The following is a 21142-nucleotide window of genomic DNA, read 5'->3' as shown; positions in this document are numbered from 1 at the left end:
CTAAACTGCCTGATCATTAGCCAAAAAGCCGCCCATCATGCTTCGTTTACTGTTCTGGATCGCCCTGATTGCCGCCGCGATATGGTTGTGGCGCAAGTTCAAGGGGACCTCTGCCGCGCCGAACTCCCCTCGGGAACAGGACGCACCGCCCATGGTCCGTTGCGCCCATTGCGGCGTGCACCTGCCGCGAGATCGGGCACTGGCCCTCGAACAACAGTGGTATTGCAGCCAGGCTCACCTCGAGCAAGGCCCGGGCACTCGTGACCGCTGAGCAAGCCTCAAGCCCTCGCGTCAAACAGGCGCAGCGCCTGCTGCGTCTCTATCACCTGTACCGTCTAAGCATCGGCATCACCCTGGTGTTGCTGATCTCCAGCAACATGGACAACCGCCTGCTGGAGTTCGCCAACGACGATTTGCTGCGTAGCGGCAGCTGGTTGTACCTGGTGCTGAATATCCTGCTGGTGGTGTTTCTTGAAAATACCCGCCGCCCAGCCCGGCTGTTCGGCCTGGCTCTGACCGACGTGCTGTTGTTGTCGTGGCTGTTCTACGCTGCCGGCGGCGCCCCCAGCGCCATCGGCAACCTGCTCATCGTCTCGGTGGCCATCGGCAATACGTTGTTGCGAGGCCGAATCGGCCTGTTGATTGCCGCTGTCGCCACGCTGGGCATCGTTGGATCGAGCTTCTTCCTCGACCTCAGCGATTCGAGCCGTCCCAGCAGTTATCTGCAAGCCGGCACCCTGGGGGCCTTGTGTTTTGCCGCCGCGCTGCTGGTGCAAGGCCTGACCCGACGCCTGGAAGCCAGTGAAATCCTCGCCGAACAACGGGCCAGCGAAGTAGTCGGTCTGGAAGCGCTCAACGCACTGATCCTGCAACGCATGCGCACCGGCATCCTGGTGCTCGATCGCCAGCGCCGGGTGCAATTGGCTAACGAAAGCGCATTGAACCTGTTGGGCATGCACGACCTGGTCGGCCAGCGGCTCGACGACTGCTCCGGCGCCCTGGTGGAGCGGCTGCAGCTGTGGTTGAACAACCCCAGCCTGCGTCCGCAAAGCCTGACCATTAACGGCACCGGCCTGACCTTGCAACCGAGTTTCATTGCCCTGGGGCATCACGATCAGCATCAGATCCTGGTCTTCCTCGAAGACCTGGCCCAAGTGGCCCAACACGCCCAGCAGTTGAAACTCGCCTCCCTGGGGCGCCTCACCGCCGGTATCGCCCATGAAATCCGCAACCCGTTGGGGGCGATCAGCCATGCGGCGCAATTGCTGCGCGAGTCCGAGGAACTGAACAGCGCGGATCGGCGTCTGACGCAGATCATCCAGGATCACTCCCAACGAATGAACCGCGTCATTGAAAACGTCCTGCAACTGTCCCGCCGCCAGCAGACCACGCCGCAGCGCCTGGATCTGCGGATCTGGCTCGACCAGTTCGTCCGACAAGCCCGGGAAAACGCGGCTGAGCATCAGCACTTGCACCTGAGCATCGACCCGGGTGACTACCTCACGCTGATGGACCCCGATCAGTTGACCCAGGTGCTCGACAACCTGCTGCGCAACGCCTGGCGTCACAGCGCGATGGCCCATGAAGAGGCCGAGGTCTGGCTGAAGCTGTTCGTCGATCCCCACAGCCAGCTGTCCACGCTGGACATTATCGACAACGGCCCCGGCGTGACACCGGACCAGCAAGCGCATTTGTTCGAACCTTTCTTCACCACCAGCAGCCAGGGCACCGGCCTTGGGCTCTATCTGTCCCGTGAGCTGTGCGAAAGCAACCAGGCCCGCCTAGACTTCAAACCACGCCAAGGCGGCGGCTGCTTTCGCATCACTTTTGCTCACGGACGGAAACAGATTTGACTACGCGCTCACGGCAACGAATCCTGATCGTCGATGACGAACCGGACATCCGCGAACTCCTGGACATTACCCTGGGCCGGATGAAACTCGACACCCGCAGCGCCGAGAACCTTGCCCAGGCCCGGGCCCTGCTGGCTGAAGACACCTTTGACCTGTGCCTGACCGACATGCGCCTGCCCGACGGCACTGGCCTGGAGCTGGTGCAACATATCCAGCAACGCTACCCGCAATTGCCCGTGGCAATGATCACCGCCTACGGGAGCCTGGAAACCGCCATCGACGCCCTCAAGGCCGGCGCCTTCGACTTCCTGACCAAACCGGTCGACCTGGGTCGGCTGCGTGAGCTGGTCACCAGCGCATTACGCCTGCCGTCGGTCGCCATCCCGGCGGCGTCCATCGAGCGCTGTCTGCTGGGCGATTCCCCGCCGATGCACAACGTCCGCAAACAGATCGAAAAACTCGCTCGCAGTCAGGCGCCGGTCTACATCAGCGGGGAATCGGGTTGCGGCAAGGAACTGGTCGCCCGGTTGATCCATGAGCAAGGCCCGCGTTCCGCCCAGCGTTTTGTGCCGGTCAACTGTGGGGCGATTCCCACGGAGCTGATGGAAAGCGAGTTTTTCGGCCATCGAAAAGGCAGCTTCAGCGGCGCCATCGAAGACAAACCCGGACTGTTCCAGGCCGCCCACGGCGGGACCTTGTTCCTTGACGAAGTGGCCGACCTGCCCCTGGCGATGCAAGTCAAATTGCTGCGCGCCATCCAGGAAAAAGCCGTGCGGGCCGTTGGTGGCCAGCAGGAAGAAGTGGTGGATGTACGAATTCTTTGCGCCACCCACAAGGACCTGGACGCCGAAGTCACCGCCGGGCGCTTTCGCCAGGACCTGTACTATCGACTCAACGTCATCGAACTGCGCGTCCCGCCGCTGCGCGAACGCCGCGAAGACATCGAATCGCTCGCCAATCACACCCTCCAGCGCCTGGCCGCCAACACCGGCAGCCCCGCGGTCAAGCTCCATCCCCAAGCCCTGGACGCCCTTCGAAACTACCGCTTCCCGGGCAATGTTCGGGAACTGGAAAACATGCTCGAACGCGCCTACACCCTTTGCGAGCACCAGTTGATCGAAGCCCACGACCTGCGCCTGGCCGAGGGCATCAGCACCACCGACGCAGGCAGCCCCGACCTGATGCGGGTCGATAACCTGGAAGACTATCTGGAGGACGTCGAACGCAAACTCATCCTCCAGGCTTTGGAGGAAACCCGCTGGAACCGCACGGCGGCGGCCCAGCGGTTGAAGTTGTCGTTTCGGTCGATGCGGTATCGGTTGAAGAAGTTGGGGTTGGATTGAGGCGCGGTCCTGAAGCCCCCTACTTAACCTGTGGCGAGGGAGCTTGCTCCCTCGCCACAGGTTCGGCGTTCGCCTTGGCTGATTTGCACCCCTTCTCTAGCCCTCCGGCACTGGTACCCGTTCGTCCAGAACACGATTGGCCAGTAATTCACTCAACTCAATCAACTGCTGTACCCCCAAGGCGATATGCCGTCGCGAGCCTTCAAGCTCGAAGGCCAGGTCGCTGACGGTTGCGTTGGCTGAGGCCAGGGTTTCGCTGAGGTTGGCGAGCAGGCATTCGGTGTCGATGCCGTCCACGACGGTGAATAGATGGTTTGAGGCGGGTTTCTTTTTGGCTTCGGGCTTTGGGCCGAGGTAATAGTCGAGGGCGCGCTTGGCGGCTTCATCAAGCTGTTTTGGGTTAAGGCTGGAGTATGGGGACTCGTTATTGGTTTCTGAAGCGGATGGAGATTTGTCACACATTGCGGTACTCCAAAGGAAGGAATGGATTACCAAGTTTGCGGGCCGCGACGCCCGGTCGCTGAATTGGCAGCGACGGGAAAAGGTTAACGAGAGACCTTCCCACCCGGCAACCGCCAGAACTCGTCGGAAAATTCGGCTCGAATTAGGGGCCTTGTCCGACCATTCCCACAAATTCTGGTTGGCTGTGAAGGCGCTATTGTGAGTGTGTATATCCATTTCTGCGGTAACGGCTACTTAGGGTTCCGCCCTTACGGCGGGTCACTTTCGAAAAGCGCGAAAGTAACCAAAGCGCTCATGCCCCACCACTCGGCACCTCGCTTAGGCTCGGTGTGCCCGAACGAAGGCATTGCTCCGTGGGCCCGCCGCGAAGGGCCATCCATGGCCCAGCGCGGCTATCCCGGCATCCATGCCGGGATGCCCACTCCACAATGCCTGCGTTCGGCCAGCGTGGTTAACGGGGCGCCGAGATCAACGTCCTCCGCGAGGCGGCCTGACAGCCGGCCTGGTTTTGGGCGAACGCGTTTCTCCTGTGGGAGCGAGCCTGCTCGCGATAGCGACACCTCGGTTGCATCGAGGGTGGATGGGCTGACATCGCGAGCAGGCTCGCTCCCACACTGGGATAGGGCTACGCCCGCAAGAGACAGGTCGGCTGTCAGACCGCTTTCGCGAGCAGGCTTTGCTCCCACAGGTCCGGCTCAACAGATCCGATGGGTGTACACCCGCAAGAACAGGCCGGCTGTCAGGCCGCCTCGCGAGCAAGCTTTGCTCCCACAGGTCCGGCTCACAGGTCTGATGGGTGTACACCCGCAAAAAACAGGCCGGCTGTCAGGCCGCCTCGCGAGCAAGCTTTGCTCCCACAGGTCCGGCTCAACATGTCTGATGGGTGTACCCCCTCAAGAACAGGCCGGCTGACACGCCGCCTCGCGAGCACGCTTTGCTCCCACAGGTCCGGCTCACCGGTCTGATGGGTGTACACCCGCAATATACAGGCCGGCTGTCAGGCCGCCTCGCTTTTGATTTTGATCTGGGGCGCCCCGTTAACCACGCTGGCCGAACGCAGGTATTGTGGAGTGGGCACCTCGGCATGGATGCCGAGGTAGCCGCGCTGGGCCATGGATGGCCCTTCGCGGCGGGCCCACGGAGCAATGCCGGAGTGAGGGCATGCCGAGCCTAGGCGAGGCACCGAGTGGTGGGGCAAGAGCGTTTTGGTTACTTTTGCGCTCTTCAAAAGTGACCCGCCGTAAGGGCGGAACCATAAGTAGCCGTTACCGCAGAAACGGATATATACCCAACCAACAAAACCCTGGCCGGCTGTCAGGCCGCCATCGCGAGCAGGCTCGCTCCCACAGTTGGATCCGGGTACAACCGTGAGAGACAGGCCGGCTGTCAGGCCGCCTCGTCACCAAGCTCACCCCCAAGCCAAAGCCGAACCCTACAACCGCCCCGCCGGCGCATACGGCGCAGGATCAATCACCGGCTCACGCCCCAACATCACATCAACAAACAACCGACACGACGCCGGAGCCAACACCAACCCATTGCGATAATGCCCACAGTTCAACCACAACCCGGAAAACCCCGGCACTTCACCAATATAGGGAATGCCCTCCGGCGATCCAGGCCGCAAGCCGGCCCAATGCCCGACCACCTCGGCGTCCGCCAGCGCAGGAATCAGCTGCTGCGCCGACGCCTTCAAACTATCGAGCGCAACATCGGTCGGGGTCTTGTCGAAGCCTTCGCGCTCCAGCGTACTGCCCACCAGAATATGCCCGTCGCGACGCGGAATCGCATAACGGCCCTTGGCCAGGACCATGCTCGATAGAAAATCCGACGCACATTTGTACAGAATCATCTGGCCCTTGACCGGCTCGACCGGCAACTTCAGCCCCAGAGTCTTGAGCAATTCACCGCTCCAGGCGCCCGCCGCCAGGACCACCTGATCGCCAAGGATCGGCCCCTCGGAGCTGTTAACCCCCACAATACGCCCACCGTCGCGGATGAACCCGCCGACCTCGCATTGCTCATGCAGCGTGACATTGGGTAGCGCCAGCAACGCAGCCTTGAGGGACTTCACCAACCGGGGATTGCGCACATTGGCCACATCGGCCATGTGGATCGCCCGGGAGAAACCCGCGCCCAGTACTGGCACCGCGTCATGGACAGCCGAGATTTCCACAGCCCGCAACGGGCGCCCTTCCCGCTCGGCCCAGGCCAGTGCTTCGGCCTGATCGTCCAGGTCCAGCCAATACAGACCGGTGACATGCACCTGCGGATCAACCCCCGTGGCCGCGAACAGACGCTGGGCCAGCTGTGGATAAAAGTCCTGCGACCAGTGGGCCAGTGCGGTGACCGCCGGGCTGTAGCGCCAGGGGTACAGCGGCGAAACAATACCGCCGCCGGCCCAGGACGATTCCTGGCCGACACTGGAGCGGTCCAGCAGCACCACGCGCTGCCCTTCGGACGCGAGATTGAACGCCGTCAGCAGGCCAATGACTCCGCCGCCGACAATCACCACTTGCTGTTGCCTGGTCATGTTCTATTTCAACTCACAAGACAAAGGGCGCAGGACAGCGCCCGAAAAAATAAACTCAGCGACCCCAGCAATCCTTGGCAGTCAGCCCGGCAGCAGCGTTGATGATGCTTCGCGCGCCCGTGTTGTTGATGGTGAAATCACCGCACTTGTCGGTGGCCATGGACGAGGCGCTGTTGCGCACGGCAGTCAGGGTGAAACTCTGATCCATGAGCGTCTGGGTAATGGTGTAGAAATCATTACCGCTGCTCAGCCCGGTCGCGTTGGTGTAGACATTGTTCTTGGAGTAATGGCGCTCAAGAATCTGCGCCTGCTCCGATAGCAGCCCGGCGATTTCGGCCCTTCGGCCCTTTTTCATGTATTCGGTCAGGCTCGGATAGCCGACGGTGATCACGATACCGATGATGGCGATCACGATCATGATTTCGATCAAGGTGAAACCCCGGTTGGATCTGCGCATACCTTATCTCTCATTGTATTTGCCGCCACATGATGCGGCGGCTGCCGCCGACGGATTTCCCCAGCAGGTCGGTGATACCGCCACCGGAGTCGTTCACGATCATGTTGGTGGCCCCGTTGGCACTGACGACAGCGCTCAAGGTCGGGATCCCGCCCGTGAAAATCACTCCGCTGGAGACCGTGTCGAGGCTGTTGAGCATGCCGTCACCGTTGGTGTCGAGCACCGCGTAGTTGAGCATCTTACCGTTGAACGCATCCACCTCGATCAGTTTGCCAGTACCAAAGCTGGCGCAGGGATCGGTGGTGTCCACCGCGGCCGTGGTGAAAACCACGCGCCCGAGCACCAGACTGGCCGGGTTGATCACCCGTTCCCCAGTCAATGCGTTGTTGTACACCAAGGGCAGATACCAGCCATTTTTTGCAGGATACGTCACGTCGGTCTGGCTGGTCGTCACGAATTGCCCGGTGCTGCCTGAGAACACCCCGGTGATCGACTGGGCTTGCAGGCTCGAAACCGGGATTTGTCCGGTACCGCCGACGGCGTCCCAGATCGAATAGAACCCCTGCAGATCCTTATTGAGCTTGTCCACCGCTTCGTTGAATTTGCCCGTGCCGAAAAAAACCTGGGTCCCGCCCTGAGGGTTTTCCGCCAGCAACGGCTGGACGGTGATGGGCTGGGTTGCACCACCGGGCGCGGTGAACAACGGCTGCCCGGCAAACGCAACGCCCCAGGCGGTGGGGGAAGTGCCGCTGAGGTCGAATTTCCACATCCGCCCTTTCAAGTCGCCACCGTACGCGGCCTGCACCACGTTCTGGGAATTGACCCGAAGCTTGACCGACGACAGGCCGTTACCCGTCTCGCTGTTATTGACCGTGATTTTCCTGATCAGCGAACCATCTCGGATATCCACCACGTACAGCGCCGCCACGCCGGTGTTGCTGCCATAGCCATTGGCGATGAACGCGGCCCAGCGACCATCGGCCAGGCGCGCGACTTCGGGACGCGCATAGGCGTAGCCCAGGTCATTGAAGGCGTTGGCCGTATTGGCGACGGTCGGTGCGCTGATTTCCCACAACGCCCGGAGCGCATTGCCTGCCGCTGCGTCGAACAATTGCACCGCATAGAACGCTTTGCCCCCGGCTCCGGTCCCGCCCAGGGCAACGGTCTTCCAGGCATTGCCCAATTGCGCATCGAATACGCCGATCTGCCCATCCACCAGGAACTTGTGACTCACGCCGTTGATGTAATTGGTGTCAGCGATGTCCCGCAACGAGGGCAGGACGCTCGAGGGCATATAAGCGTAACGCCGCGTGCCGTTTGCGCTGTTGATGACGCTGAAGAAACCATCGTTGGCATTCACCACGAGATTGGCGTTCATGTTCGCCGCCTTGGTTGCCAGGTAAGTGCTGTAGCTGGTGTCGTTCAGCAGGTCCGAGGCGGTCTGGTCGTTCGGCGAGGCCAGGAGCAGTGGCGAGTTGATAATGTCCCCCAGCAACGCGCTGCGCACCTTCAGCCCGGTTTTATTGACACCTTTGCTCCATTCCACCAGATCGCTGCCGGTGATCCCCGTGGGCAGGCCCTGGCTGAGGCTGGTTTGCTGGGCCGGTGAAAAGTTGCCGTAGGCCAGGGTTACCGGCGTGTTGGTCGCGGTGTTCCAGGACTGATAGGTCGGTGCCGTGGCACCCGGCACGATGCTGGTGTTGGTGGTCCATTGCACGGCCGCCGTATCGACCGTCCCCGCCGAGGTAAAACCGAATGCGCGGATGGTGCCTCGCCAGTCCTTGGGGTCATAGGTGGTCTGGTAATAGCTGGAGGTGGTGGACAACGTTGCACCGTTGGTGGTGCCGCCGCCCCCCGATCCAGCCTTGGAGGTGATGTCACTCAAGGCCGATGACAAGGCCGAGTTCAGGCCTTCGCTGTCGGACGCTGGATAATACTTACCCGCGCCGTAGCGAGCGGCGTCGGACAGCATCGTATTGGTAACCGCAAAACCCACGGTGTAGGTATTGAGGTACTGCCGGGGAAAATCCGTGGCATTCCAGCTCTGGCCAGTGACGTCGGTGCCGGTGGAACGCATGTCGATGTCGAAAGCGAACTTGGCGATGTCGTCCAGATAAAGCGTATCGCCCTCAGCGTCACCGTTGCGGTCAGCACCATCGTTGGTACTGATGCCATCCCAGTTCGGCAGACGGGATCCGCCTAACGGATCGTTGGTGGGAAAGGTACGGTCGTAGGTGGGCAAGCCGTCGGTGATCACCACACCGAAATTCTTCTGGCACCGGTACTGGATCGGGCTGGTGTAGGTGCTGGGGCTATTGTTGTGGTACGGCGCCATGCCCCTGAAATAACGGGTGACCTCGTAATAGCTCTCGGCCAATGGCGTATTGGCGACCGCGCCCAGACCGTTGATGGCGTTGATCAGGGCACTGTAGTTGGCGTTGGCCTGGGTCTGGGTCACGCTGCCGCTGACGGGTGACAGATCGCTGACGACACGGGCGATGTAGCCCCCCGGGCCGGAGTTGCTGAAGTTGGGAGGATTGAAGGTGGCAAGCCCGATGCGCAAGGCACGGTTGTTGGCGACCAGGTCGTTGGAGACATCCCGTGCCACGTTGATTCGATAATCCCTGGGGATTGAGCCATTGGTGTAGTCCCGGTTCGAGCCGTTGGCCAGGGTTACCAGATACGCCAGGTACTTGGCGGTGTAGCGTGTATCGCCCCCACCCACCGGGTCTGGCAGCCGCAGACAGATCCGACCAAGGCCGGGCCGGTAGAAACCGTACCAGCCAGACGAGCAACCGCCCCGCAACAGGCTCATTAACAGAATGTTCGAGTCATCCAGATCCAGTTCATACCTATCGTTGCAATTGCTACTGGCGCTGCATGCATAAGTGCGCGTTTGCGTCACCGTCGGATCAAACCCCGACGCCCAAATGATGTTGTTCATACTCCCCGAGTCATCGATCAGCAGCATCACGTTGGGCGTGACTGCGGCGGCACTCAGCAACGGCGAATCCGAAGGCGTGAAAGCATAGGCCGGTGCAGCCAGGTACAGGCTGAGCAGCACACCCCACAACGCCTGCTTCCAATCGCGACGCACCTTAATATTTCGCATAGATGCTCTCCACGACGCTGCGCTGGTTATTTCCCACCACGGCCACCGCCGTGATCCGGTACAGCGTCGCCGACGTATTGATCGGCACGTTGACCGCCGTCAGCGTGGTGCCCAGATTCTGCACGCCATAGAACCCGCCAGGGACGGCGATCCAGGTCACCCCCGACGATGAATTGCGCCCGGCCGTCGTGAGGGTTGCCGATTCAGCCGGCGGCGCACACTGGGTCGCGGTGGTACACACCGGCAGGGAGTAGGCCTCGGCCTGTACCGCGCTTTCACCAACCCGCAGCGCTGCCTCGGCCAACTGGAAGGACTGGTTGCGTAGCATGACGCTACTGGTCATTTTTTCCTGAAGGGTGGCGCTCTGCATCGACGACAGGCCGATCAGCGTCAGGAGCAGCAGGAAAACCAGGCTGACCAGCAATGCCATACCGCGCTGGCGATGCTTGATGGGCGTTGAATTCATCAGTCGCCCTCACAGAAGCCGGTTGCGCAAAGCGGCAACCACGTTGAAGGTCTGCTCACGCACGTTGTTCTTCGGATCAAAGAGCGTGAGGGTCAGGCGCACGCTGCGGATCAGGGCCGGATTGCTCGGGTTGCGGCTGTAGCTCGATGCCGCGATGTCTGTCGCGCTGCTGGCCACCCCAAATGTCACATCGAATGCCCGGACGTTATCCACCAGCACCGCCTGGGTCGGGTTGCCAGCCCCGGTGCCCATCAACAACTGGTTATTGCTGAAACTGTAGACCAGCCGCCGTATCGGAAACGCCATTTGCCCGGCCGCCGGTATCCGCGCCCCGGTATAGGCGGTCGCCGTGTTGCGACAATCCGAGATCACGGTCCAGGTCGGCACGCCGCCGCTGTTGCCGACATCCGTCGTCACCAGGGTCAGCTTCAGATTGGCATTGTCCCAACTGATCGGCGTGACCTTGCTGGCATTGAAATCCCCCGCCGAGGACGCGTCGAGGACGGTCTCCAGGCAACCGAACATGCCCACCATACGAAGCTCCTGGACCATCTTGCTCAGAGCGAACCGCGCATCCTCCTGCATCACCGCCGCCGCACCCTGGCTGACGTAGGTGTTTTTGGCGGCGATGAAAATCTGCACCACACCCAGCACGACAATCAGGCTGAGCACCAAAGCGATCATCAGCTCAATCAGGCCGAATCCCCGGCAATGCCTGTTCATGGCGTCGCCCCGGGTGGGTCGACGGCGACGCGACTGGTCAGCACGAAACTGCGTCGCGCCTCGGCGGCGTTGGTCGTGTTGGCGGCCCGGGCGTCATCCCAGGAGATGGTAATGGTGTAGACCCGCTGGTGCAGCGCAACAGTGCCGGTGGCCGTGGCGCCGCCGAAGCTGACGATGTTGGTCTTGAAATCGTAGAGATCCTGGTCCCGGGCTACGTTGAGATTGGGTGAACTGGGCGGCGTAACCGTGTAATCGGCGCCGGAGTTGGCGCGAATGCGGTCGAGCATGTCGTAGGCGATGAAGCTGGCCTGGCTGGTCATGCGCGAGCTGTCGGTATATTTGAGCGCATTGAGCTGAACCATCGCCGCTCCCAACAAGCCCACGCCAAGAATCAGCACCGCCACCAGCACCTCGATCAGTGTCATGCCATCCTGTGCCTGTTTACTGCAACCCTTCATCCGCAACTTCCACCCAATACGATTCGTCCATTGAGGCAAACACTCAGTGTCCTGCTCTGCGCCCCCCTTACATAATTGAAAGTCACCGGCGTGGCCGGTGCCGACAACCCGCCGAGGTTGTTGAAATCAATGCTGGTCACGTCTGAGGTTAGCGTCAGAGTCGCGCCGCTGCTCATCGCTGGAACAACCCGCAATACATTGGGCTCAGCGCCAGTACTGTCATATACCGTCAGCTCGCTGCTCCATACGCTGCCCTGGACCGTGGGGCGAATCCGTGTGCTCACCCCACGGTCGATCGCCGTCATCCGGGCGAAGTTCAGTGCCCGGCGCAGGTCGTCAATATCGGTATCGGCCTTGGTGCCCTGCACCGAACCGATAAGGGCCGGTACCGCCAGGGTGATCAGGAGCAGCAGCACGCCAAGGGCGACCAGCACCTCAATCAGCGTGAAACCTTTTGTACGAAGATCCATCGATGCCCTCCGTCGCCGTTGGCTATACCTGCTTCTACACGCTAGAACAAACGACTGCCTGTGGCGAGGGAGCTTGCTCCCTCGCCACAACAAGCTCTCCAGGGAGGAGACGTCATGTATCAACAGGGCTTTAGCCTGATCGAACTGCTCATGGGACTGGCGATTGCCGCGATTGTTCTGCCGTGGGCCGGTTCCGGATACAAAGCCCTGGTGGAATCCACTGACCGCGACGACGCCGCACGGCTGCTGGCCAGCGGTCTGCGCAGCGCCCGCAGCGAAGCGATCACGCGCAATCGGACAGTGACGATTCAAGGAATAGACAACGATTGGAGCCTGGGGTGGCAAATCATGCTGGACGGCGATGACCAGCCACTGCTGACGCAGCACAGCCGCCATGCTCGAATCATTGGCAACGGGCCGGTAAAACACTCGGTGAGATTCGCAAGCCAGGGGGAGCCGCTCCTGCCCAGCGGCGCATTTCAGGCGGGGACGTTACACGTTTGTGCACACCATAAGCCGGTCAGTCACCACCAGGTGGTCCTGTCGCGCAGCGGCCGCGTCAGCCTGCGCAGCGAGGAAACCGAGCAGGCCTTGTGCGAAATGGACTCAAAGCAAGGAGCGCACACGTAGTTCCTTGGGCATGGAGAAGGTGACGTTCTCCTCGCGACCGGACAACTCATCGGCACCGGTTGCACCCCAAGCCTGCAGTTGCTGGATCACGCCACGCACCAACACTTCCGGCGCTGAGGCACCGGCGGTAATGCCGATACGCTCGACGCCGTCAAACCAGCTGCGCTGCATGTCTTCAGCGCCGTCGATCAGGTACGCTGGAGTGGACATGCGCTCGGCCAGCTCACGCAGGCGATTGGAGTTGGAGCTGTTCGGGCTACCGACTACCAGCACGACATCACACTCGTCGGCCAGTTGCTTGACCGCATCCTGACGATTCTGGGTGGCGTAGCAGATGTCATCCTTGCGTGGCCCACCGATGGCCGGGAAGCGCGCACGCAGGGCGTCGATCACTCGACTGGTATCGTCCATGGACAGGGTGGTCTGGGTGACAAACGCCAGCTTTTCCGGGTTACGCACCTGAAGGGCGGCGACGTCCTCTTCATCCTCGACCAGGTAGATCGCGCCACCATTGCTGGCGTCGTACTGGCCCATGGTGCCTTCGACTTCCGGATGGCCCTCGTGGCCGATCAGAATGCACTCACGACCGTCACGGCTGTAACGGGCCACTTCGATATGGACCTTGGTCACCAAGGGGCAGGTCGCGTCGAATACCTTCAGGCCACGGCCGGCGGCTTCGGTACGCACTGCCTGGGAAACCCCGTGGGCACTGAAGATCACGATGACGTCGTCTGGCACCTGGTCCAGTTCCTCGACGAAGATCGCCCCGCGGCTACGCAGGTCTTCGACGACAAATTTGTTGTGGACCACTTCATGGCGCACATAGATGGGCGGCCCGAAGACTTCCAGGGCGCGGTTGACGATTTCGATCGCCCGGTCCACGCCGGCACAGAAGCCACGGGGGTTGGCGAGTTTGATTTGCATGCTGTGCCTCGTGTCTGTGGGAGCGAGCCTGCTCGCGATGCGGCAGAACAGTCAACTCGATGGTGGCTGTGATTCAGCCATCGCGAGCAGGCTCGCTCCCACAGGTATGGTGGGGGCGGTAACTGCCGTTAAATCTCAACTGCCTTGACGTCGAGGATTTCCACTTCGAAGTTCAAGGTCTTGCCCGCCAACGGATGATTGAAGTCCACGGTCACCTGGGCGTCGTCGAACGCCTTCACCACGCCCGGCAGTTCGGTATTGGCCGCATCGTTGAAGATCACCAGCAACCCTTCGGACAGTTCCATGTCCTGGAACTGCGAGCGTGGCATGGTCTGCACGTTTTGCGGGTTGGGCTGACCAAAGGCGTTTTCCGGTGGAACCACCACGGTGCGCTTGTCACCGGCCTTGAAACCGAAGATCGCCGCCTCGAAGCCCGGCAGCAGGTTGCCGTCGCCAACCTTGAACACGGCCGGAGCCTTGTCAAAGGTGCTGTCGACGGTGTCGCCGTTTTCCAGGTGCAGGGCGAAGTGAAGCTTCACTTCAGTGTTTTGAGCGATACGCTGCTCAGTCATGGACGGCTTCTCCGGGTTTCTTGCTCTTGAACATGTCCAGGGCGAGCATTACGGCGCCCACGGTGATGGCGCTGTCGGCAAAGTTGAACGCCGGGAAATACCAGCGGTTCTGCCAATGCACCAGGATGAAATCGATCACGTGGCCCAAGGCAATCCGGTCATAAAGATTGCCCAGCGCGCCCCCAAGCACCAATGCCAGCGCCACGGCCAGCCAGGTCTCATCGCGACCCAGGCGTTTGAGCCAGACCACCAGCACGCCGCTGACCACGACAGCGATCAGGGCAAACAGCCAGCGCTGCCAGCCCGAACTGTCGGCCAGGAAGCTGAACGCCGCGCCCGTGTTGTAAGCCAGGGTCCAGCTGAAGTAGTCGGGGATGACCACGATCTGCTGGTACATGGTCAGCGAGTTTTCGAAGTGGAACTTGCTGGCCTGGTCAATGACCAGCACCAGCAAGCTCAACCACAGCCAGCTCAGCCGGCCGAAACGGCTCGCCACGTTAGACGCACTAGGCATAGTGACGAACCTCACCAGTGCCGCTGATGTTGTCGACGCAACGGCCGCAGATCTCCGGATGCTCCGGATTCACGCCGACGTCTTCGCGGCAGTGCCAGCAACGGGCGCACTTGGTGTGGTTCGACTTGACGATCTTCAGCTTCAGGCCGCTGACTTCAGTGACGACCGCATCGGCCGGCGCCTGCACCAACGGTGCGACACTGGCGGTGGAAGTGATCAGCACGAAACGCAGCTCGTTGCTCAGCTTGGCCAGATCGGCACTCAGGGCTTCTTCGGCGTAGAGCGTCACTTCGGCCTGCAGGTTGCCACCGACGGCCTTGGCCGCGCGCTGGATCTCCATTTCCTTGTTGACCGCCGCCTTGACCGCCATGATCCGGTCCCAATAGGCACGGTCCAGCTCGAAACCTTGCGGCAGTTCGGTCAGGCCTTCGTACCAAGTGTTGAGCATCACCGACTCGTTGCGCTCGCCCGGCAGGTACTGCCACAGCTCGTCGGCGGTGAATGCGAGGATCGGCGCGATCCAGCGCACCAGCGCTTCGCTGATGTGGAACAGCGCGGTCTGGCACGAACGGCGCGCCTTGCTGTTGGTGCCAGTGGTGTACTGACGGTCCTTGATGATGTCGAGGTAGAAACCACCCAGCTCCTGCACGCAGAAGTTGTGGATCTTGGAGTAGACGTTCCAGAAACGGTACTCACCGTAATGCTCCTGCAATTCGCGTTGCAGCAGCAGGGTACGGTCCACGGCCCAGCGGTCCAGCGCGAGCATTTCTTCGGCCGGCAGCAGGTCGGTGGCCGGGTTGAAACCGGTCAGGTTCGAGAGCAGGAAGCGCGCGGTGTTACGGATCCGCCGGTAGGCGTCCGCGCTGCGCTGCAGGATCTGCTCGGAAACGGCCATCTCGCCGGAATAGTCGGTGGAGGCGACCCACAAGCGCATGATGTCGGCGCCCAGGGTGTCGTTGACCTTCTGCGGGGCGATCACGTTGCCCAGGGACTTGGACATCTTGCGGCCGGACTCATCGACGGTGAAGCCGTGGGTCAGCAACTCGCGGTACGGTGCGTGGTTGTCGATGGCGCAACCGGTCAGCAACGAGGAGTGGAACCAGCCGCGATGCTGGTCCGAACCTTCCAGGTACAGGTCGGCACGCGGGCCGGTTTCATGGCCCATCGGGTGCGAGCCACGCAGCACATGCCAGTGGGTGGTGCCGGAATCGAACCAGACGTCCAGGGTGTCGCTGATCTTGTCGTACAGCGGCGCTTCGTCGCCCAACAGTTCGGCGGCGTCCATCTTGAACCAGGCTTCGATGCCTTCGACTTCGACGCGCTTGGCCACCTCTTCCATCAGCTCGACGGTGCGCGGGTGCAGTTCGCCGCTTTCCTTGTTCAGGAAGAACGGGATCGGTACGCCCCAGTTACGCTGGCGGGAGATGCACCAGTCAGGACGGTTGGCGATCATCGAGTGCAGCCGCGCCTGGCCCCAGGCCGGCACGAACTTGGTGTCCTCAATGGCTTTGAGGGAGCGCTGGCGCAGGGTGTCGCCAGTGGCTGGCTGCTTGTCCATGCCGATGAACCACTGCGCGGTGGCGCGGTAGATCAGCGGAGTCTTGTGGCGCCAGCAGTGCATGTAGCTGTGTTCGATGACGGTGGTGTGCAGCAGCGCGCCGACTTCGGTCAGTTTGTCGACGATGGCCGGGTTGGCTTTCCAGATGAACTGGCCGCCAAAGAACTCCAGCGACGGCACGTACACGCCATTGCTCTGTACCGGGTTGAGAATGTCGTCGTTGACCATGCCGTACTTCTTGCAGGTCACGAAGTCGTCAACGCCATAGGCCGGCGCGGAGTGAACCACACCAGTGCCTGCGCCCAGCTCTACGTAGTCGGCCAGGTACACCGGCGACAGGCGGTCATAGAACGGATGACGGAAATTGATCAGTTCCAGCGTCGAACCTGGCGCGGTAGCCAGCACCGAGCCTTCGAGGTTGTAGCGGGCCAGGCAGGACTCGACCAGTTCTTCGGCCAATACCAGCAGCTTGTCGCCAACATCGACCAGGGCGTAGTTGAATTCCGGGTGAACGTTCAACGCCTGGTTGGCCGGGATGGTCCACGGGGTGGTGGTCCAGATCACGATCGACGCCGGTTTGCTCAGCTTGCCCAGGCCGAAAGCGGCGGCGAGCTTGTCTTCATCGGCGATCGGGAACGCGACGTCGATGGTCGACGACTTCTTGTTTTCGTACTCGACTTCCGCCTCGGCCAAGGCCGAACCGCAATCGAAGCACCAGTTCACGGGCTTGAGGCCCTTGAACACAAAGCCGCCCTCGACGATTTTCGCCAAGGCCCGGATTTCGCCGGCTTCGTTTTTGAAGTCCATGGTCTTGTAAGGGTTGGCGAAGTCGCCCAGCACGCCGAGGCGGATGAATTCGGACTTCTGCCCTTCGATCTGCTCGGTGGCGTAGGCACGGCACAATTCGCGGGTCTTGTCCGCGCCCAGGTTCTTGCCGTGGGTCACTTCAACCTTGTGCTCGATCGGCAGGCCATGGCAATCCCAGCCTGGGATATACGGCGCGTCGAAACCCGACAGGGTCTTGGAGCGCACGATCATGTCCTTGAGAATCTTGTTCAACGCGTGACCGATGTGGATCGTGCCGTTGGCGTACGGAGGGCCGTCGTGCAGGACGAACTTCGGACGATCCTTGCCAATCTCGCGCAACTTTCCGTACAGGCCAATGCTGTCCCAACGCTGCAGAATCTGTGGTTCGCGCTGAGGCAGGCCGGCCTTCATAGGGAAGGCGGTGTCCGGAAGGTTTAGCGTGGCTTTATAGTCGGTCATTTAAGGCTCTTCATTAGCGATTGGCGCTGGTTGCGACAAGGGCACGGGCGGCGGCGATATCTGCATGGATCGCCGTCTTGAGCGCCTCCAGAGAGGCAAAACGCTGCTCTTCACGCAGCTTTTGGTGGAAAACCACCGTCAAACGCCGGTCATACAGATCGCCGGCAAAATCCAGAACATGTACTTCGAGGTGGGCCTTGCCATCCCCCTGGACCGTGGGCCGGACGCCGATATTGGCGACACCGGGCCAGGTCTTGCCGTCGATCTCGACACTCACCAGGAACACCCCGGTCAGCGGTACACGACGACGCTTGAGTTGCACGTTGGCCGTCGGCGTGCCCAGTTGGCGCGCCAGTTTCTGCCCGTGCAGGATCCGTCCGGCAATCCGGTACGGCCGGCCGAGCAAACGCTCGGCCAATTCGAAGTCGGCAGCCGCCAGGGCATTGCGGACCTGGGTACTGCTGACGCGCATGCCATCCATCTCGACGGTCTGCGCCGCTTCGACGGTAAAGCCCCGGGCCTTGCCGGCCTGTTGCAGGTAATCGAAATCCCCTGCCCGGTCGCAGCCGAAACGGAAATCATCACCGACTTCCAGATGTTTTATGTCCAGACCGCCCACCAGGATGGTCTCGACGAATTCGGCGGCACTGAGCTTGCTCAGGCGCTGATTGAAGGCCAGGCACAAGACCCGGTCGACGCCTTCGGCGGCCAGCAGATGCAGCTTGTCCCGCAGCCGGGCCAGACGGGCCGGCGCGGTGTCCGGGGCGAAAAATTCCCGGGGTTGCGGCTCGAAGATCACCACGCAACTGGGCACGCCCAATTCCTGGGCACGCTCGCGCAACCGCGCCAGGATAGCCTGGTGGCCACGGTGAACACCGTCAAAGTTGCCAATAGTGGCGACACAGCCCCGATGCTGGGGGCGCAGGTTGTGGAGGCCTCGAACCAGCTGCATAACGCGCTTCTTGCTCATAAAGTGGCCGATTATAACCACACCCGGCGGCCGACGACAGGCAACACCGTAACCCAAAGTGATCGAGCCGACAAAACCACTGCCCGGCCCGGGATTATCGAGGGTAAACCCCTCAGCTCAAGCCCTTGCGGTTGAAGTCGCGCAGGCGAAAGCCCATCAGCAGCAGCATGCCGAAATACGCCACCACACCCGCCGCGACCAGTACACCCAGGCGCAGGAAACGCTCGAGCATCTGTCCTTCACCCCAGGCTGGCATGAAATGCATCGCCCCCAGCAGCACCGCCGACATCACCCCCACGGCCACCAGCAGCTTGAGGCCGAACTTGCCCCAGCCCGGCTGCGGCTGATACATCTTCTGCTTGCGCAGTTGGTAAAACAGCAGCCCGGCGTTGAGGCACGCGCCGGCACTGATCGCCAGGGCCAGGCCAGCGTGGGCCAGCGGGCCGATCAGCAACAGGTTGAACAATTGGGTCATCACCAGGGTAAAAATGGCGATTTTCACCGGCGTGCGAATGTTCTGCTGGGCGTAGAAGCCTGGCGCCAGCACCTTGATCACAATGATCCCGAGCAAGCCCACCGAGTAAGCGATCAGCGCACGCTGGGTCATCAGCGCGTCAAAAGCGTTGAACTGGCCGTACTGGAACAACGAGACGGTCAACGGCTCAGCCAGGATGCCCAGCGCCAGGGCACAAGGCAACACCAGCACGAAGCACAGGCGCAGGCCCCAGTCGAGGATGCGCGAGTATTCCTGGCGGTCCTGGCTGGCGTAGGTCTTGGCCAGGGTCGGCAACAGGATCGTGCCCAGGGCCACGCCCAACACACCGGACGGCAACTCCATGAGGCGGTCGGCGTAGTACATCCACGACACCGAGCCGGCCACCAGGAACGAGGCGAAAATGGTGTTGATGATCAGGGAAATCTGACTCACCGAAACCCCGAGGATCGCCGGCAACATCTGCTTCATCACCCGCCACACGCCGCTGTCGCGCAGATTCAGGCGCGGCAGCACCAGCATGCCGATTTTCTTCAGGTGAGGCAGCTGATACAGCAACTGCGCCAGGCCACCCACCAGCACCGCCCAACCAAGTGCCATCACCGGCGGGTCGAAGTACGGTGTCAGGAACACCGCAAAGACGATCATGCTGACGTTGAGCAGGGTCGGCACGAAGGCTGGCACCGAGAAACGGTTCCAGGTATTGAGGATCGCCCCGGCCAGGGACGACAGGGAAATCAGCAATATATAAGGAAAGGTCACCCGCAACAGGTCCGAGGTGAGCTGGAATTTTTCCGGGGTATCGGTAAAACCCGGTGCCGTGGCCCAGATCACCCAGGGCGCCGCGAGCATGCCGGCGACCGTAACCAGCGCCAGCACCAGCGTCAGCAAACCCGTGACGTAGGCAATGAACGTGCGGGTCGCTTCGTCGCCTTTCTGGCTTTTATATTCCGCCAGGATCGGTACGAATGCCTGGGAAAACGCCCCTTCGGCGAAGATTCGCCGCAACAGATTGGGCAACTTGAAGGCGATGAAGAAGGCGTCGGTGGCCATCCCGGCACCGAATATCCGAGCGATCAGCGTGTCACGAACGAACCCCAGGACGCGTGAAAGCATCGTGATAGAGCTGACGGCAGCCAACGATTTGAGCAGATTCATGAAAAGAGTTTTTGCCTGTCGATAAACAGCAGGCGAACAACGCGCCCACTTATGCGATACTCCGCGCCGCTAAACAGTGCAGAGCCAAAGCCCGCGAGTTTACAGGTCGCACGCCGGAAAGAAATCATCCGGTGCGTTGTACCTGCCATTCAGCGGAACGCGTCACCCGCCCTTGACAAGACATCAACTCATCGGCATGATTCGCGGCCTATTTTGTTTGCTATTTCCTAAAAAGTCTTTCGAGGAGCTCGACGGTGGCCAACACACCTTCCGCCAAAAAACGTGCAAAACAGGCTGAGAAGCGTCGCAGCCACAACGCCAGCCTGCGTTCCATGGTCCGTACCTACATCAAAAACGTAGTTAAGGCCATCGACGCAAAAGACGCTGAAAAAGCACAAGCTGCTTACGTTCTGGCTGTGCCAGTTATCGACCGTATGGCCGATAAAGGCATCATCCACAAGAACAAGGCTGCTCGCCATAAGAGCCGCCTGAATGGCCACGTAAAGGCCCTGAACGTTGCCGCTGCTGCCTAAGCGACGCGCTCGTTAAAAAACCGACCTTAGGGTCGGTTTTTTATTGCCTGGGATTTACCACACATACCGCAAAAAAATTTGGGAGCGAGCCTGCTCGCGATAGCTGACTAACACTCAATACAAGTTGACTGTTATATAGCTATCGCGAGCAGGCTCGCTCCCACACTGGGATTTGCCTCAGGTTATTGGGTACGAGCCCACGGCAGGATCGGGATCGCCGTCACCGCATTCTGCGGACTGCCTTCGATCACACGGTCGCTGTAGACCAGGTACACCAGCGTATTACGCTTCTTGTCGAGGAAGCGCACCACCTGCATGGTCTTGAATACCAGCGATGTGCGCTCCCTGAACACCTCCTCGCCGTCCTTGAGCTCCCCCTTGAAGCTGATGGGGCCGACCTGGCGGCAGGCAATGGATGCCTCGGCGCGATCCTCGGCCAGGCCCAGGCCGCCCTTCACACCACCGGTCTTGGCCCGGGACAGATAACACGTCACCCCGTCCACCTTCGGATCATCGAAGGCCTCAACGACGATCCGGTCATTCGGCCCGACAAACTTGAACACCGTCGACACTTGGCCAATTTCCTCAGCCGAGGCCAGCAGCGGCAATGCCACCAGCAAGCCGATCAATCCTTTTGCCAAACCCAT

20 protein-coding genes are annotated in these 21142 nt (G+C 61.1%); 5 read left to right on the top strand and 15 right to left on the bottom strand.

The annotated features are described in order from the left end of the window. The first annotated feature begins 37 nt into the window (after positions 1-37). Genes MKS85_RS23640 through MKS85_RS23630 form a run of 3 tightly spaced genes read left to right on the top strand, consistent with a single transcriptional unit; the run spans position 38 to position 3196 of the window. Positions 38-271 (top strand): PP0621 family protein, encoded by a 234-nt coding sequence (locus tag MKS85_RS23640; protein ID WP_047229875.1) that lies wholly within the window; start codon positions 38-40, stop codon positions 269-271. Further along, positions 261-1853 (top strand): nitrogen regulation protein NR(II), encoded by a 1593-nt coding sequence (locus MKS85_RS23635; RefSeq protein WP_188252342.1) that lies wholly within the window; start codon positions 261-263, stop codon positions 1851-1853. Before MKS85_RS23640 ends, MKS85_RS23635 begins: the two co-directional genes overlap by 11 nt. Continuing rightward, the gene (locus MKS85_RS23630) at positions 1850-3196 is read left to right on the top strand and encodes a sigma-54 dependent transcriptional regulator (RefSeq protein WP_076386371.1); all 1347 of its coding nucleotides are present in this window, start codon (positions 1850-1852) and stop codon (positions 3194-3196) included. The genes MKS85_RS23635 and MKS85_RS23630 overlap by 4 nt, the downstream gene beginning before the upstream one ends. Before the next feature lie 96 nt (positions 3197-3292). Here MKS85_RS23630 and MKS85_RS23625 read toward each other — a convergent pair whose 3' ends face one another. The 8 genes from MKS85_RS23625 to MKS85_RS23590 form a co-directional block, all read right to left on the bottom strand. Continuing rightward, on the bottom strand, positions 3293-3658 hold the full coding sequence (locus MKS85_RS23625) for a DUF6124 family protein (RefSeq protein ID WP_188252343.1): 366 nt from the start codon (positions 3656-3658) through the stop codon (positions 3293-3295). A gap of 1432 nt (positions 3659-5090) precedes the next feature. Next, the gene (thiO, locus tag MKS85_RS23620; protein WP_047230179.1) at positions 5091-6191 is read right to left on the bottom strand and encodes a glycine oxidase ThiO; all 1101 of its coding nucleotides are present in this window, start codon (positions 6189-6191) and stop codon (positions 5091-5093) included. A gap of 55 nt (positions 6192-6246) precedes the next feature. Beyond that, positions 6247-6648, bottom strand: a complete 402-nt coding sequence (locus MKS85_RS23615; protein ID WP_076386375.1) for a type IV pilin protein — start codon at positions 6646-6648, stop codon at positions 6247-6249. Between the two features lie 10 nt (positions 6649-6658). Then, positions 6659-9760, bottom strand: coding sequence for a pilus assembly protein (locus MKS85_RS23610; protein WP_160893360.1), 3102 nt, complete (start codon positions 9758-9760; stop codon positions 6659-6661). Next, positions 9747-10226, bottom strand: a complete 480-nt coding sequence (locus MKS85_RS23605) for a PilX N-terminal domain-containing pilus assembly protein (RefSeq protein WP_076386379.1) — start codon at positions 10224-10226, stop codon at positions 9747-9749. The genes MKS85_RS23610 and MKS85_RS23605 overlap by 14 nt, the downstream gene beginning before the upstream one ends. Before the next feature lie 9 nt (positions 10227-10235). Continuing rightward, positions 10236-10949: a PilW family protein gene (locus MKS85_RS23600; RefSeq protein WP_160893358.1), complete on the bottom strand. Its 714-nt coding sequence runs from the start codon at positions 10947-10949 to the stop codon at positions 10236-10238. Beyond that, positions 10946-11407: a type IV pilus modification protein PilV gene (pilV, locus tag MKS85_RS23595; protein ID WP_047230174.1), complete on the bottom strand. Its 462-nt coding sequence runs from the start codon at positions 11405-11407 to the stop codon at positions 10946-10948. The genes MKS85_RS23600 and pilV overlap by 4 nt, the downstream gene beginning before the upstream one ends. Then, the gene (locus MKS85_RS23590) at positions 11404-11877 is read right to left on the bottom strand and encodes a GspH/FimT family protein (RefSeq protein WP_188252344.1); all 474 of its coding nucleotides are present in this window, start codon (positions 11875-11877) and stop codon (positions 11404-11406) included. The genes pilV and MKS85_RS23590 overlap by 4 nt, the downstream gene beginning before the upstream one ends. A gap of 114 nt (positions 11878-11991) precedes the next feature. On the opposite strand from MKS85_RS23590, the gene MKS85_RS23585 reads away from it, so the two are divergent. Then, on the top strand, positions 11992-12507 hold the full coding sequence (locus MKS85_RS23585) for a GspH/FimT family pseudopilin (RefSeq protein ID WP_047230172.1): 516 nt from the start codon (positions 11992-11994) through the stop codon (positions 12505-12507). On the opposite strand, the gene ispH is transcribed toward MKS85_RS23585, so the two are convergent. The 6 genes from ispH to murJ form a co-directional block, all read right to left on the bottom strand. Further along, positions 12484-13431 (bottom strand): 4-hydroxy-3-methylbut-2-enyl diphosphate reductase, encoded by a 948-nt coding sequence (gene ispH / locus MKS85_RS23580; RefSeq protein WP_047230171.1) that lies wholly within the window; start codon positions 13429-13431, stop codon positions 12484-12486. The genes MKS85_RS23585 and ispH overlap by 24 nt on opposite strands. Positions 13432-13559: 128 nt before the next feature. Then, entirely contained in the window at positions 13560-14003 is a 444-nt protein-coding gene (gene fkpB, locus MKS85_RS23575) for an FKBP-type peptidyl-prolyl cis-trans isomerase (protein WP_173407395.1), read from the bottom strand. Next, the gene (lspA, locus tag MKS85_RS23570) at positions 13996-14517 is read right to left on the bottom strand and encodes a signal peptidase II (protein ID WP_047230169.1); all 522 of its coding nucleotides are present in this window, start codon (positions 14515-14517) and stop codon (positions 13996-13998) included. Before lspA ends, fkpB begins: the two co-directional genes overlap by 8 nt. Beyond that, on the bottom strand, positions 14510-17341 hold the full coding sequence (ileS, locus tag MKS85_RS23565) for an isoleucine--tRNA ligase (protein ID WP_188252345.1): 2832 nt from the start codon (positions 17339-17341) through the stop codon (positions 14510-14512). Before ileS ends, lspA begins: the two co-directional genes overlap by 8 nt. 13 nt (positions 17342-17354) lie before the next feature. Continuing rightward, on the bottom strand, positions 17355-18293 hold the full coding sequence (gene ribF, locus MKS85_RS23560) for a bifunctional riboflavin kinase/FAD synthetase (RefSeq protein WP_047230167.1): 939 nt from the start codon (positions 18291-18293) through the stop codon (positions 17355-17357). Between the two features lie 130 nt (positions 18294-18423). After that, the gene (murJ, locus tag MKS85_RS23555; RefSeq protein WP_076386390.1) at positions 18424-19962 is read right to left on the bottom strand and encodes a murein biosynthesis integral membrane protein MurJ; all 1539 of its coding nucleotides are present in this window, start codon (positions 19960-19962) and stop codon (positions 18424-18426) included. Positions 19963-20216: 254 nt separating this feature from the next. Here murJ and rpsT point away from each other — a divergent pair, with 254 nt between their 5' ends. Further along, a complete protein-coding gene (rpsT, locus tag MKS85_RS23550) occupies positions 20217-20495 on the top strand; it encodes a 30S ribosomal protein S20 (protein WP_003185593.1) in 279 nt (92 codons plus the stop codon). Between the two features lie 182 nt (positions 20496-20677). Here the strand turns inward: rpsT and MKS85_RS23545 are convergent, their stop codons facing one another. Continuing rightward, the gene (locus MKS85_RS23545; protein WP_076386392.1) at positions 20678-21142 is read right to left on the bottom strand and encodes a CreA family protein; all 465 of its coding nucleotides are present in this window, start codon (positions 21140-21142) and stop codon (positions 20678-20680) included.

Source organism: Pseudomonas sp. JL2 (genome assembly GCF_031570495.1).
Taxonomy (GTDB): domain Bacteria; phylum Pseudomonadota; class Gammaproteobacteria; order Pseudomonadales; family Pseudomonadaceae; genus Aquipseudomonas; species Aquipseudomonas rhizophila.
The sequence above is the reverse complement of the archived record's forward strand: the minus strand, read 5'-3'. Positions and strand labels throughout refer to the sequence as shown.

Coding starts and splice junctions, on each gene's coding strand:
- MKS85_RS23625 (WP_188252343.1), bottom strand. CDS start 3,658: ATGTGTGACAAATCTCCATCCGCTTCAGAAACCAATAACGAGTCCCCA.
- lspA (WP_047230169.1), bottom strand. CDS start 14,517: ATGCCTAGTGCGTCTAACGTGGCGAGCCGTTTCGGCCGGCTGAGCTGG.
- MKS85_RS23585 (WP_047230172.1), top strand. CDS start 11,992: ATGTATCAACAGGGCTTTAGCCTGATCGAACTGCTCATGGGACTGGCG.
- MKS85_RS23615 (WP_076386375.1), bottom strand. CDS start 6,648: ATGCGCAGATCCAACCGGGGTTTCACCTTGATCGAAATCATGATCGTG.
- ribF (WP_047230167.1), bottom strand. CDS start 18,293: ATGCAGCTGGTTCGAGGCCTCCACAACCTGCGCCCCCAGCATCGGGGC.
- fkpB (WP_173407395.1), bottom strand. CDS start 14,003: ATGACTGAGCAGCGTATCGCTCAAAACACTGAAGTGAAGCTTCACTTC.
- MKS85_RS23640 (WP_047229875.1), top strand. CDS start 38: ATGCTTCGTTTACTGTTCTGGATCGCCCTGATTGCCGCCGCGATATGG.
- thiO (WP_047230179.1), bottom strand. CDS start 6,191: ATGACCAGGCAACAGCAAGTGGTGATTGTCGGCGGCGGAGTCATTGGC.
- murJ (WP_076386390.1), bottom strand. CDS start 19,962: ATGAATCTGCTCAAATCGTTGGCTGCCGTCAGCTCTATCACGATGCTT.
- MKS85_RS23545 (WP_076386392.1), bottom strand. CDS start 21,142: ATGGGTTTGGCAAAAGGATTGATCGGCTTGCTGGTGGCATTGCCGCTG.
- ispH (WP_047230171.1), bottom strand. CDS start 13,431: ATGCAAATCAAACTCGCCAACCCCCGTGGCTTCTGTGCCGGCGTGGAC.
- MKS85_RS23605 (WP_076386379.1), bottom strand. CDS start 10,226: ATGAATTCAACGCCCATCAAGCATCGCCAGCGCGGTATGGCATTGCTG.
- pilV (WP_047230174.1), bottom strand. CDS start 11,407: ATGAAGGGTTGCAGTAAACAGGCACAGGATGGCATGACACTGATCGAG.
- MKS85_RS23610 (WP_160893360.1), bottom strand. CDS start 9,760: ATGCGAAATATTAAGGTGCGTCGCGATTGGAAGCAGGCGTTGTGGGGT.
- MKS85_RS23590 (WP_188252344.1), bottom strand. CDS start 11,877: ATGGATCTTCGTACAAAAGGTTTCACGCTGATTGAGGTGCTGGTCGCC.
- MKS85_RS23600 (WP_160893358.1), bottom strand. CDS start 10,949: ATGAACAGGCATTGCCGGGGATTCGGCCTGATTGAGCTGATGATCGCT.
- ileS (WP_188252345.1), bottom strand. CDS start 17,341: ATGACCGACTATAAAGCCACGCTAAACCTTCCGGACACCGCCTTCCCT.